This window comes from Pseudomonas brassicacearum (assembly GCF_003732265.1).
Classification (GTDB): Bacteria; Pseudomonadota; Gammaproteobacteria; order Pseudomonadales; family Pseudomonadaceae; genus Aquipseudomonas; species Aquipseudomonas brassicacearum_D.
On sequence record NZ_MOBK01000002.1, the window covers coordinates 94,100 to 106,731 of the forward strand.

Consider the following 12,632-nt stretch of genomic DNA (forward strand, 5'->3'; position numbering starts at 1 on the left):
GTCATGCCTGATCACTTGTTGGGTGGTCGTGTCTAACAATCACGGGGCCTGCGCCGCGCTTTGCCTGTCAAACATTTCCTATGCTCGCGTCGGAAAAGGCCTGCAAGCGGCTAGACTGTTGCCGTAGGACACAGTTTGAAATAGTCACCCGGTTGAATAGCCCGGTGCAGCACCTTATATACCCCGCAGTAAGCTACATCTTTAGCACGAGGAGATTTCTACAACCATGATGCGCATCCTGCTGTTTTTGGCCACTAACCTGGCGGTCGTGCTGATTGCCAGCATCACCCTGAGCCTTTTCGGCTTCAACGGGTTCATGGCGGCCAACGGGGTTGATCTGAACCTCAATCAGCTGCTGATTTTCTGTGCGGTCTTTGGTTTTGCCGGTTCGCTGTTCTCGCTGTTCATCTCCAAATGGATGGCGAAGATGAGCACCAGCACCCAGATCATCACCCAGCCACGCACCCGTCACGAGCAATGGCTGCTGCAAACCGTCGAGCAACTGTCCCGGGAAGCCGGGATCAAGATGCCTGAAGTCGGGATTTTCCCGGCCTACGAGGCGAACGCGTTCGCCACAGGCTGGAACAAGAACGACGCACTGGTCGCGGTCAGCCAGGGCTTGCTGGAGCGTTTCTCGCCTGATGAAGTGAAAGCCGTGCTGGCCCACGAAATTGGCCACGTCGCCAATGGCGACATGGTCACCCTGGCGCTGATTCAGGGCGTGGTGAACACCTTTGTGATGTTCTTCGCGCGGATCATCGGCAACTTTGTCGACAAGGTGATCTTCAAGAACGAAGAAGGCCAGGGGATTGCCTACTACGTGGCAACCATCTTCGCCGAACTGGTGCTGGGCATTCTGGCCAGCTCCATCGTCATGTGGTTCTCGCGCAAGCGTGAATTCCGTGCCGACGAAGCCGGTGCACGCCTGGCCGGTACTGCCGCGATGATCGGCGCCCTGCAACGCCTGCGCGCCGAACAGGGCCTGCCGGTACACATGCCGGACACCCTGAACGCCTTTGGCATCAACGGTGGCATCAAGCAAGGGTTCGCCCGGATGTTCATGAGCCACCCGCCGCTGGAAGAACGTATCAACGCGCTGCATCGTCTTCAGCGCTGATTGTTCAGCAACAAAAAAGGCCCGCAGTGATGCGGGCCTTTTTTGTTTGCTTGGTTGATGCAGTGCTCTTTAGTGCCCCTTCGCGAGCAGGCTCGCTCCCACAGTGGGTCTTTGGTGAACACAAATTGTGCAATCACAGAAGATCTACTGTGGGAGCGAGCCTGCTGGCGAAGAGGCCAGCAAACTCAACACACCTTACCGGCTGGAAACCCGATACACCCGCTCTTCAAGCCGGGTAACTCCCGCCTCGAGGAATTTCCCGCTCGAACTCAACACATCCTGATCCTCCAGAATCTTCAGCGCCCACGAGCCACCAAACAACCGCTGCACTTCATCATCCAGCACAGCAAACGGCGGGCCTTCCATTTGCGCCTGGTCGTAGTCCAGAGTAATCAGCAACCCCAGCGACTCCTTCGGCAAAATCCGCGTGAGGTGCGCGGCGTACTGCTCACGCATCTTCGGTGGCAAGGCAATCAACGCGGCGCGGTCGTACAGTGCGCTGCAGTCGGCGACATCGCCCGCAGTCAACGCGAAGAAATCACCACACCAGATCTCGATCGAACCCGCCCGATAGACCGTGAAGGGGCCTTGGTCGCTGACGTCCGGATCAAATTGATGCTCGTGGAAAAAGTCTTCCACCGCTTTCTCCGACAGCTCGACGCCCAACACCTCGTGACCGCACTTCGCCAGCCACAGCAGATCCAGGCTTTTCCCGCATAGAGGCACCAGTACGCGCGATCCCTCTTCCAGGCCCAGCTGCGGCCAGTACCGTTGCAGATAAGGATTCACTTCCGGCAGGTGAAAGCCGATCTGATTCGTCGTCCACCGCTTGTGCCAAAACTCCGGCTGCATAATTAATCCCGAAAATTCGATCAAAAGACCCTAAAACTTATATTAGATTTAGATCAATGATCTGACTGAAGATGACGCCATCTTACCCCTCAGGAGCTCTTACATGTTCCCCAGCCTGTACATATCCCATGGCTCGCCCATGTTGGCACTGGAACCGGGGGCCAGCGGGCCGGCGCTCGCTCGATTGGCCGCCGAATTGCCGAAACCAAAAGCCATCGTGATCGTATCTGCGCATTGGGAAAGCAATGAGCTGCTGGTCAGCGGCAATCCCCAGCCGGAAACCTGGCACGACTTCGGCGGCTTTCCGCAGGCTTTGTTCGACGTTCAGTACCCGGCACCCGGTAATCCCCAGTTGGCGGCAGAGGTTGTCGAGTTACTGAAGGCCGCCGATCTGCCAGCACGCATCGATGCCAAACGCCCGTTCGATCACGGTGTCTGGGTGCCTTTGACGTTGATGTATCCGCAAGCCGATATCCCCATTGTGCAAGTCTCGCTGCCCACGCGTGGCGGCCCTGCCCTGCAAACCCGCGTCGGCCATGCCTTGGCCAGCCTGCGTGAGCATGGCGTGCTATTGATCGGCTCTGGCAGCATCACGCACAACCTGCGTGAACTGGATTGGCATGCGGGCCCGGAAAGCGTCGAGCCGTGGGCTAAATCCTTCTGCGACTGGATGATCGAGAAACTCGCGGCCGACGATGAAGCGGCGCTGCACGATTATCGTCAGCAAGCGCCCAATGCCGTGCGTAATCACCCTAGCGATGAGCATCTGTTGCCGTTGTACTTTGCTCGCAGCGCCGGAGGTGAATTCAGCATTGCGCATCAGGGATTCACCATGGGCGCGCTGGGGATGGACATTTACCGCTTCGGCTGAGCCTGCATCGATCGTTCCCACGCTCCGCGTGGGAACGATCAGGCAAAAAAAATCCCCGAGCCAGTCGGGGATTTTTTATAGGCGATCAATCAGCTCAAGAGCGGATCAATCTTCGCGATAGCGACGCAGCTTCAACTGCTTACCGGCAACGCGAGTGTCCTTCAGTTTGGTCAGCAACTTCTCCAGACCATCTTCCGGCAGCTCGACGAGGCTGAAGCTGTCACGTACCTGGATGCGGCCGATGGCTTCACGAGCCAAACCGCCTTCATTCAGGATAGCGCCCAGCAGGTTCTTGGCAGCGATACCGTCACGCGCACCCAGCGCGGTACGGCAACGAGCACGACCTTCAGCCAATGGAACCGGAGCACGACGCTCACGATCACCACGGTCCGGACGATCACCGGTACGCTCTGGACGATCGCCACGCGGTGCGTTGTTCGGCACCAGTGGACGTTCTTTCTCGATCGCAGCCAGGGTCAACGCCTGAGCGTTGGTTGCCTTGCGCAGCAGAGCAGCGGCCAGTGCACGTGGAGTGCAACCGATGTCGGCAGTCAGACGATCCAGCAGATCACCGTGAGTCGACTCGGCATCAGCCACCAGCGGCGACAGGCTGTTGGTCAGTTTCTTGATGCGGGCATCGAGAACGGCCTGGGCGTCCGGCAGGCGAACTTCGGCAACCTTTTGACCGGTTACACGCTCGATCACTTGCAGCATGCGGCGCTCACGCGGAGTCACCAGCAGCAGTGCACGACCTTCGCGACCAGCACGGCCGGTACGGCCGATACGGTGAACGTAGGATTCTGGGTCGTACGGCATGTCAACGTTGAACACGTGAGTGATGCGCGGAACGTCCAGGCCACGAGCAGCAACGTCGGTCGCCACAACGATGTCCAGACGGCCATCCTTGAGGGATTCGATCACGCGCTCACGCTGGTTCTGAGCAATGTCACCGTTCAGCGCAGCGGCTTTGTAGCCTTTGGCTTCCAGGGCACTGGCCAGGTCCAGGGTCGCTTGCTTGGTGCGCACGAACATGATCAGGGCGTCGAAATCTTCCACTTCCAGCAGGCTCAATACAGCCGAGGTCTTCTGGTCAGCGTGAACCAACAGGTGAGCCTGTTCGATCGCGGTAACGGTCTGAGTCTTGGTCTGGATCTTCACGTGTTGCGGATCGCGCAGATGGCGTTCGGCAATGGCACGGATCGACTGTGGCAGTGTGGCCGAGAACAATACGGTCTGACGGGTTGCAGGCAGAGCCTTGAAGATAACTTCGAGGTCGTCCATGAAACCCAGTTTGAGCATTTCGTCCGCTTCGTCGAGAACCAGGTGGTTCACGGTAGCCAGGACTTTTTCGTCACGACGCAGGTGGTCGCACAGACGGCCCGGAGTGGCGACAACGATCTGTGCGCCATTACGGATTGCTTTCAGTTGTGGACCCATAGGGGCGCCGCCGTAAACGGCCACAACGGTAACGCCCGGCATTTGCTTGGCGTAGGTTTCGAAAGCGGTTGCTACTTGCAGCGCCAACTCACGGGTTGGCGCCAGGATCAGGGCTTGCGGTTCGCGCTTTGCAGGATCGATGCGATGCAGGATTGGCAGGGCGAACGCGGCGGTTTTACCGGTACCGGTTTGCGCTTGGCCAATCATGTCGTGGCCGGCCATGATGATCGGGATCGATTGCTGCTGAATAGCCGAAGGCTCTTCGTAGCCAGTCGCAATGACGGCTGCAAGGATATTCGGATTAAGATTAAAAGCGGCGAAGCCGCCGGTTTCCTGGGTCATGGGTCTGCCTCTAAGTGCATCCGCAAAGACCCATGCTCCAAAGCTGCGCATGCCGTGTAAGACTCAAGAGTCGCCCTGGCTGCTTTGTCGGCGGGGATTTGCGAAAACGAATGAATGAAAAAGATTCGTCAAGGGAGAGTCCGCTGTGCGGACGTGCAGCCGAAGCTGACTTCGGGGAATTGCGCTACCTAAACGCGGCCCGGTTAAAGGCCGGCGCGCACTATACCGGAATTCGCCCAAAAAGGGAGCATTATTTGTCGGAAAACTGACGGATACACCGTTGTGTCACAGGCTTTGCGGATAATCCTGAGACGGTCTATTTTTCAAAGGCCCGGCCCTGCTGGTGATGGCGCTAAAACGGTTCATCGTCAACAGGCAGACCTGCGGTCTGACATACCCTTCCCGCCCGAGGAATTGTTCCATGAATCAGCCCGCTTGCAGTCGTGTCACCCGCGAACGACACGGCCATGTCCTGATGATCGGCCTGGATCGGGTGGCCAAGCGCAACGCCTTCGACCTTGAGCTGCTCAACGAACTGAGCCTGGCCTACGGCGAATTCGAGGCCGACAGCGAGTCGCGGGTCGCGGTGGTGTTCGGCCATGGCGAGCATTTCACCGCCGGGCTCGACCTGGTCAGTGCCAGCGCGGCATTGGCCGAAGGCTGGCAGGCCCCGCCGGGCGGCTGCGATCCATGGGGGGTTTTTGCCGGCCCCCGCGTCAGCAAACCGGTGATTGTGGCCGCGCAGGGCTACTGCTTGACCATCGGCATCGAGTTGATGCTCGCCGCTGACATCAACCTGTGCGCCAGTAATACCCGCTTTGCCCAGAAAGAAGTGCAGCGCGGGATCTTCCCGTTTGGTGGCGCGACATTACGTCTGCATCAGGTCGCCGGCTGGGGCAATGCCATGCGTTGGCTGCTGACCGGCGATGAGTTTGATGCACATGACGCGTTGCATCTGGGCCTGGTGCAGGAAGTCATGGCCAGCGAGGATCTGCTGCCACGGGCGATTGAATTGGCGGAACGGATTGCCCGGCAGGCGCCGTTGGGAGTTCAGGCGACGCTGATGTCGGCGCGACAGGCGCGTTATGAAGGAGAAACCGCCGCGGCGCAGGGCTTGCCGCCGTTGGTGAAGAAATTGTTGGCAAGTGAGGATGCCAAGGAGGGTGTGCGGTCGATGGTCGAGAAGCGGCCTGGCATCTTCAAAGGGCTTTGAGATCTGTGTTGGCTTTCATGGTCCCTTCGCGAGCAAGCCCCGCTCCCACATTTGATCGCAGTCTAATGTGGGAGCGGGCTTGCTCGCGAAGGGGCCCGAATAGACAACGACTTATGTCGCCGGGCGAATCGCCTTGATCAGCGACTGCAACGAATACCCCAACCGCGGCGCCAACCCTTCAGCGCGAGCGACAAGTCCGTCCATGTCCAGCTCCTGATCCAGCTCCGAAGGCACGATCAAAATCACATTGCCCTCCTTCACCGGCAGCTCCCAGTAATGCCGGTGATAGAGCCCGCGCAACAACGCCGCGCCCAACGGCTTGCCATCATCGGTGGCCCATTGGTTGATCACCAGCCAGCCACCCGGATTCAAGCGCTTCTGACAGTTTTCCAGGAAGCTCCACGCCAGATGCCCGACACCCGGACCGACATCGGTGTAAAGGTCGACGAAAATCAGGTCCGCCGGTTCAGCGGTATCGAGCAACTCCAGCGCATCACCCACCCGGATATACAGCCGAGGATCATCGTCCAGCCCCAGGTATTCAATGGCCAGGCGCGGCACATCCGGGCGCAATTCAATCGCTTCGACATCTTCCAGTGGCAGGAACTTCAGGCAAGCCTGGGTCAGCGTGCCCGCGCCAAGCCCCAGAAACAGTGCGCTTTCCGGCTGTTCGTGGCACAGCGCACCGATCAGCATCGCCCGGGTGTAGTCGTACTCGAGCCAGCTCGGATCAGCGGTGAAAACGCAGCTCTGCTCAATGGCATCGCCGAACTCCAGAAAACGGTAGTCGGCGACTTCCAGCACGCGTATCACGCCGAACTCATCCTGTACCTCGGCGAGCAGATGCTCGACGCGCTCCTCAGTCATTTCGTCTCCTGATTGCTGCCGCGCCGACCTGTGATAAACAGCAGCGCAATAAAACCGCGAGGGGGCGCGGCAAAGGCGCGATTGTCCGCGAAGCGACGGGAACAGGTCACGCACTAATTGCTGATAACATGACCGTCCGAGCGTAAAACACTAGAGAACGTGATGAGCCAACCCTGGAGCCCTGACAGCTGGCGCGCCCTGCCGATCCAGCAACAACCTCAATACCCCGACGCCGCGCATTTGCAGCAGGTCGAGCAAACCCTGGCCAGTTATCCGCCGCTGGTGTTTGCCGGTGAGGCCCGGGAGTTGCGCCGTCAGTTTGCCGAAGTGACCCAGGGGCGCGCGTTCCTGTTGCAGGGTGGCGATTGCGCCGAGAGCTTTGCCGAGTTCTCCGCTGCGAAAATTCGCGACACCTTCAAAGTCCTGCTGCAAATGGCGATCGTCATGACCTTCGCTGCCGGCTGCCCGGTGGTCAAGGTCGGGCGCATGGCCGGTCAGTTCGCCAAGCCGCGTTCAGCCAACGACGAAACCATCGACGGCGTGACCCTGCCCGCCTACCGTGGCGACATCGTCAATGGCATCGGTTTCGACGAGAAGAGCCGCGTGCCGGACCCGGAGCGCCTGCTTCAGTCTTACCACCAGTCCACCGCCACCCTGAACCTGCTCCGCGCGTTCGCCCAAGGCGGATTTGCCGACCTGCATCAGGTACACAAGTGGAACCTGGACTTCATCGCCAACTCGGCACTGGCGGAAAAATACAGCCACCTGGCCGACCGTATCGATGAAACCCTGGCGTTCATGCGCGCCTGCGGCATGGACACTTCGCCGCAATTGCGCGAAACCAGTTTCTTCACCGCCCACGAAGCGCTGCTGCTCAATTACGAAGAAGCTTTCGTGCGGCGCGACAGCCTGACCAACGATTACTACGATTGCTCTGCGCACATGCTCTGGATCGGCGACCGCACCCGTCAGCTCGACGGCGCGCACGTCGAGTTCCTGCGCGGGGTGAATAACCCGATCGGAGTCAAAGTCGGCCCGAGCATGAACCCTGAAGACCTGATTCGCCTGATCGACGTGCTGAACCCGGACAACGATCCGGGTCGTCTGAACCTGATCGCCCGGATGGGCGCGAACAAGGTCGGCGATCATTTGCCGGCGCTGATTCGCGCGGTGCAGCGCGAAGGCAAGCAGGTGCTGTGGAGTTCCGACCCGATGCACGGCAACACCATCAAGGCGAGCAGCGGCTACAAGACCCGCGACTTCGCGCAGATCCTCGGCGAGGTGAAGCAGTTCTTCCAGGTTCACCAGGCGGAAGGCAGTTACGCCGGCGGCATCCATATCGAGATGACCGGGCAGAACGTGACCGAATGCATTGGTGGGGCGCGGCCGATTACCGAGGATGGGCTGTCGGACCGGTATCACACCCATTGTGATCCGCGGATGAATGCTGATCAGTCGCTGGAATTGGCGTTTTTGATTGCTGAGACATTGAAGCAAGTTCGGCGCTAGACCGCATCAAACCCTTCGCGAGCAAGCCCGCTCCCACATTTGATCTCGGTCTAATGTGGGAGCGGCGGTGCGACGATTCGACTTGCTCGCGAAGGCGTCGATTCAATCACCACCAATCTGTGCCAATGCCACCCGCAACCGAGCAGCACTCACCCGCTGACAATTCAACTGCACCCGCTCAAGCCCCAACCAGTCCGCCATCCGCCGCAAATTGACCGCCAACGCCTGCATCCCCTCATCATCCAGTCCTGGCTCTTCCTCGTGTACCGCGTGCACCGCCAACCGTCCCAACGCCCGCTCCGCCCGCAGATCCACCCGCGCGGCAATCCGTTCGTTGTGCAAAAACGGCAACACGTAATACCCGTAAACCCGCTTGTCCTGCGGCGTGTAAATCTCCAGCCGATAGCGGAAATCAAACAACCGCTCGGTGCGGCTGCGTTCCCAGATCAGCGAATCAAAGGGTGAAAGCAATGCACTAGCCTCGACCTTGCGCGGCACTTTCGGCTCGGGCAGGCAATACGCCGGTTGCCGCCAGCCGTGCACTTCGCAGCTCAGCAACTCACCGGCCTCGACCAGTTCCGCCAGACGCGGCCGACTGTCTGCCGGGTTCAAGCGAAAATAGTCCCGCAGGTCCTTTTCCGTGCCGACACCCAACGCCGTCACCGCGTGCAATAACAATCCGCGCTGAGCCTCGGCCTCACTGAGCTCCGGCTGCTGCAAAATGGCTGAAGGAATCACCCGCTCCGGCAAATCATAAAGTCGTTCAAACCCACGACGCCCCGCCACCGTCACTTCACCGGCGGCAAACAACCATTCCAGCGCATGTTTTTCCGCGCTCCAGTCCCACCACGGCCCGGCCCGTTCCTCACGGGTCGACAGGCTTCCGGCACCCAGGGCGCCGAGTTCTTCGACCGACGCCAGCACCCGGCGGATCGTGTCCTGTTGTTCACGCCCGAAACGCGCCAGTTGCTGATAAATATCTTCGCCACGCGTAGCGCGCTGCATGCGCCAACGCATCAGGGGATACATCGATAATGGCAACAACGAGGCTTCGTGCCCCCAATATTCAAACAACGTGCGACGTCGGCCCTGACTCCAGGCAGCCTGATCGAGCAAGTCGGATGAGTAATTGCCGAGGCGGGAAAACAAGGGAAGGTAGTGCGAACGCACCAACGCATTGACCGAATCGATCTGCAGAATGCCCAGCCGCTCGATCAGTCGGTTGAGCTGAACCGGTTTGATCGCCGCTGGCGGCTGGCGCCCATTGAACCCTTGGGCAGCCAGTGCCAGACGTCGAGCTTGCTTGTTGGAAAAGGACAGCGTCGCGGGCATGAATACCTCCGTGTCTGCTCGCAAACTACCTCACCAGAGAGGGGTTTGTGTAGCAATGGCCTCATCATTTATGCATCGGATCATCCCAGAACGGCCTGACCGATTCATGTTCGACGTCGGCGCGACTCATGCCGATGTCCTTCAGTGCTTCATCGCTCAGGCTCGCCAGCAGCTCGCGCTCGCGATGAAGTTCGTACCAGCGACTAAACTTGTGCAGCAGATCCGATACCACGTGGGTTGAGAATTTTTGTTCCGTTACAACCTCGTTATGACCTTTCATCTTGTTGTCCTCCGTTGGGGATGGCTCAAGTCTCGCCCCAGCGATAAGATCAATCCAACGAATGTTTCTGATGGTAACCATCTCGGAGATTGATGGATGTCGGCTTTCCCCAGTATCGATACGGATGTCCTGCGCACCTTTGTCGCCATCGCCGATCAGGGCGGTTTTACCCGCGCCGGCGAATTGGTCAACCGCACGCAGTCGGCGGTGAGCATGCAGATGAAACGCCTGGAAGAGGACGTGTTGCAGCGCCAACTGTTCGAACGCGATGGGCGACAAGTCAAACTGACCGCTGAAGGCCAGGTTTTGCTGGGGTATGCGCGGCGCATCCTCAAACTCCACAGCGAAGTGTTCAACACGCTGCGTGAGCCGCACATGGTCGGCACCGTGCGCATCGGTACGCCGGACGATTACGTGATGCGTTTTCTGCCGGGGATTTTGTCGCGCTTCGCCAAAAGCTATCCGCTGATCCAGATCGAGGTTCATTGCGAATCATCTAAACAATTGCTGCAACGCCAGGATCTGGACCTGTCCATCGTCACCCGCGAGCCCGGCACCGAGATTGGCCAGTTGTTGCGCAAGGAACGTTTCGTCTGGGCCGAGGCACAATGCTTCAGCGCCCATGAGCAGACGCCGCTGCCTCTGGCGATGTTCAACAGTGATTGTTTCTGCCGCTTGTGGGCGTGTAATGCGCTGGATGCGATGGGCCGTGATTACCGCATTGCCTACAACAGTTCGAGCCTGTCGGCGTTGATGGCCGTGGTCAGTGCCGGGCTGGCGGTGACCGCGCAACTGGAAAGCCTGATCACCCCGGACATGCGCATTCTCGGCGACGCCGAAGACCTGCCGCAGTTGCCGGAAGCCTGCATCATGCTCGTTCGCAACTTGCACAATCCGTCGCCGATCACCGAGTGCCTGGCCGAGCACATCGTCGAAGGCTTCAAACTTTAAACGCGAGCATCACCGCGGAGCACACCAGAAATCCGCAGAACAACCCGCGCAGCAGTCGCTCCGGCATTGCGTGGGCGATTTTCACGCCCCAACTGATGCTCATCAACCCGCCGACGGCCAACGGCACGCCAATCAGCCAGTCGACCTGATGGTGCACTGCGTAAGTCACCAGGGTCACGCCGGTGCTGGGTAATGCCAGCGCCAGTGATAACCCTTGGGCCACCACTTGGCTGGTGCCGAACACGCTGGTCAACACCGGCGTCGCCACCACCGCCCCGCCTACACCAAACAAGCCGCCCATGGCCCCGGAAGCCGCACCGAGTACACCCAGCCATGGCCAGCCGTAATGCATCTGCGCCGAGGCCGGAGTGTTGGCGATGAACATTCGGAGCAGGTTGTAGGCCGACAGCGCCACCAGGAACGCGACAAAGCCGATACGCATGGTTTGTGCATCGATGCCGACCGCCCAGATCGAACCGATCCAGGCAAAACAGAACCCCATCGACGCCAAGGGCAACGCGTGGCGCAATTCAATGCGATTGCGCTGGTGATAGCGCCACAGCGCCAGCATGACGTTGGGTACGACCATCACCAGCGCGGTGCCTTGGGCGATCTGTTGATCGAGCCCGAACAGCACGCCCAGCAACGGGATCGCGATCAAACCGCCGCCGATCCCGAACAACCCGCCGAAGGTGCCGAGGGCCGCGCCAAACACCAGATACATCACAAACTCGATCACAGGGAATTCCTCATTTGTCAGGGTGTTCATGCTACGCAGTCCGCGATGGCGCGGAAACGCACAGCAGCGCACAATGGCTGTGCCAATCTCGCACAGCCGTGATCACCATGAACCCTAATCAATTGACCGAACAGCTTGGGCTGTTTCTTGATGTACTGGAATCCGGAAGCTTCTCCGCGGCCTCCCGCCGCCATCCCCTGACCCCATCGGCCGTGGCGCGGCGCATCGATAGCCTGGAAAAGGCCGTCGGCAGCCAGTTGTTCACCCGCAGCACTCACGCCGTGATGCCAACCCCGGCGGGCCTGGCCTTTGCCGAGCGCGCCCGACGAATCGTCGCCGAGCTTCGGCTGGCACGGGCCGAGGCGGTGTCCCTGAGCAGCGCGCCGGAAGGCTTGATCAGGATCGATGCGCCCGCGGCATTCGGGCGACGGCATCTGGCACCGGTGATTGCCGACTTCCTGATGCTGTACCCCGGCCTCGACGTTCAATTGCACCTGATCGACAGCTTCGTCGACATGCAGGGCTTGAACCTGGGCAAGGTCGATCTGGTGCTGCGCGCCGGGCAGATGGCCGACACCCGGCTGGTGGCCACGCCACTGGCGAGCTTGGTGCGCGTTGCCTGCGCCAGCCCGGACTATTTACAACGCCGCGGCGTGCCGACCGAGCCGGCACAGTTAGTCGATCACGATGGCCTCGATTGGGATGGCCTGGCCCCGCCCTTCGCCTGGCGCTTCGAACGCGATGGGCACCTGCATTTGCACCGCCCGGCGCGGATCCGCATGAGCGCCAACAATGCCGAGGCGTTGCTCTGTGGCGCCCTGGCCGGACTGGGCATCGCCCACCTGCCGACCTGGCTGGCCAGCGAATACCTGCTGCGCGGTGAACTGCTGCCGCTGTTCTGCGATAACGGGCTGCCGAAACCGGAGAGTGCCGGCATCTATGCCTTGCGACTGGCGCAACAGCCCAACTCGCGCAGCCGGTTGTTGCTGGAATACCTCAAGACTCGCTTCAGCCCCATCCCGCCGTGGGACCTGGCACTGCAGAACACGCTGGATCGCCACTAGTCGAAAATTATATGGCGCATTAAAGATTCGCCCGCTAGATTCATGAAGATTACCGATC

General features: G+C 59.9%; 12 protein-coding genes. 6 read left to right on the forward strand and 6 right to left on the reverse strand.

Annotated features, from left to right (window positions below; genetic code table 11):
* Positions 1–226 precede the first annotated feature (226 nt).
* The gene (htpX, locus tag BK660_RS06485) at positions 227–1,117 is read left to right on the forward strand and encodes a protease HtpX (protein WP_027925729.1); all 891 of its coding nucleotides are present in this window, start codon (positions 227–229) and stop codon (positions 1,115–1,117) included.
* 195 nt (positions 1,118–1,312) lie between these two features.
* Here htpX and BK660_RS06490 read toward each other — a convergent pair whose 3' ends face one another.
* Positions 1,313–1,969, reverse strand: a complete 657-nt coding sequence (locus BK660_RS06490; protein ID WP_123432628.1) for a thiopurine S-methyltransferase — start codon at positions 1,967–1,969, stop codon at positions 1,313–1,315.
* A gap of 103 nt (positions 1,970–2,072) precedes the next feature.
* Between BK660_RS06490 and BK660_RS06495 the strand changes: the two genes are divergently transcribed.
* Positions 2,073–2,840 carry a DODA-type extradiol aromatic ring-opening family dioxygenase gene (locus BK660_RS06495; protein WP_123432629.1) on the forward strand — a complete coding sequence of 256 codons (768 nt, stop codon included), beginning with the start codon at positions 2,073–2,075 and terminating at the stop codon, positions 2,838–2,840.
* Between the two features lie 105 nt (positions 2,841–2,945).
* On the opposite strand, the gene BK660_RS06500 is transcribed toward BK660_RS06495, so the two are convergent.
* Positions 2,946–4,619, reverse strand: a complete 1,674-nt coding sequence (locus tag BK660_RS06500) for a DEAD/DEAH box helicase (RefSeq protein WP_007943712.1) — start codon at positions 4,617–4,619, stop codon at positions 2,946–2,948.
* Positions 4,620–5,040: 421 nt separating this feature from the next.
* On the opposite strand from BK660_RS06500, the gene BK660_RS06510 reads away from it, so the two are divergent.
* Positions 5,041–5,832 (forward strand): crotonase/enoyl-CoA hydratase family protein, encoded by a 792-nt coding sequence (locus BK660_RS06510; RefSeq protein WP_123432630.1) that lies wholly within the window; start codon positions 5,041–5,043, stop codon positions 5,830–5,832.
* Between the two features lie 111 nt (positions 5,833–5,943).
* On the opposite strand, the gene BK660_RS06520 is transcribed toward BK660_RS06510, so the two are convergent.
* Positions 5,944–6,699 carry a spermidine synthase gene (locus tag BK660_RS06520; RefSeq protein ID WP_123432631.1) on the reverse strand — a complete coding sequence of 252 codons (756 nt, stop codon included), beginning with the start codon at positions 6,697–6,699 and terminating at the stop codon, positions 5,944–5,946.
* Between the two features lie 162 nt (positions 6,700–6,861).
* On the opposite strand from BK660_RS06520, the gene BK660_RS06525 reads away from it, so the two are divergent.
* A complete protein-coding gene (locus BK660_RS06525) occupies positions 6,862–8,208 on the forward strand; it encodes a class II 3-deoxy-7-phosphoheptulonate synthase (RefSeq protein WP_123432632.1) in 1,347 nt (448 codons plus the stop codon).
* A 102-nt stretch (positions 8,209–8,310) separates the two neighbouring features.
* Here the strand turns inward: BK660_RS06525 and BK660_RS06530 are convergent, their stop codons facing one another.
* Entirely contained in the window at positions 8,311–9,540 is a 1,230-nt protein-coding gene (locus BK660_RS06530) for a winged helix-turn-helix domain-containing protein (protein WP_123432633.1), read from the reverse strand.
* A gap of 64 nt (positions 9,541–9,604) precedes the next feature.
* Entirely contained in the window at positions 9,605–9,820 is a 216-nt protein-coding gene (locus tag BK660_RS06535) for a DUF1127 domain-containing protein (RefSeq protein WP_046032413.1), read from the reverse strand.
* 96 nt (positions 9,821–9,916) lie between these two features.
* Here BK660_RS06535 and BK660_RS06540 point away from each other — a divergent pair, with 96 nt between their 5' ends.
* Positions 9,917–10,771, forward strand: a complete 855-nt coding sequence (locus tag BK660_RS06540; protein WP_123432634.1) for a LysR substrate-binding domain-containing protein — start codon at positions 9,917–9,919, stop codon at positions 10,769–10,771.
* On the opposite strand, the gene BK660_RS06545 is transcribed toward BK660_RS06540, so the two are convergent.
* Positions 10,761–11,495, reverse strand: coding sequence for a sulfite exporter TauE/SafE family protein (locus BK660_RS06545; RefSeq protein ID WP_185045029.1), 735 nt, complete (start codon positions 11,493–11,495; stop codon positions 10,761–10,763). The two genes, BK660_RS06540 and BK660_RS06545, sit on opposite strands and share 11 nt — an antisense overlap.
* Positions 11,496–11,617: 122 nt before the next feature.
* Between BK660_RS06545 and BK660_RS06550 the strand changes: the two genes are divergently transcribed.
* Positions 11,618–12,574, forward strand: coding sequence for a LysR family transcriptional regulator (locus BK660_RS06550; protein WP_123432635.1), 957 nt, complete (start codon positions 11,618–11,620; stop codon positions 12,572–12,574).
* Positions 12,575–12,632: the final 58 nt, after the last annotated feature.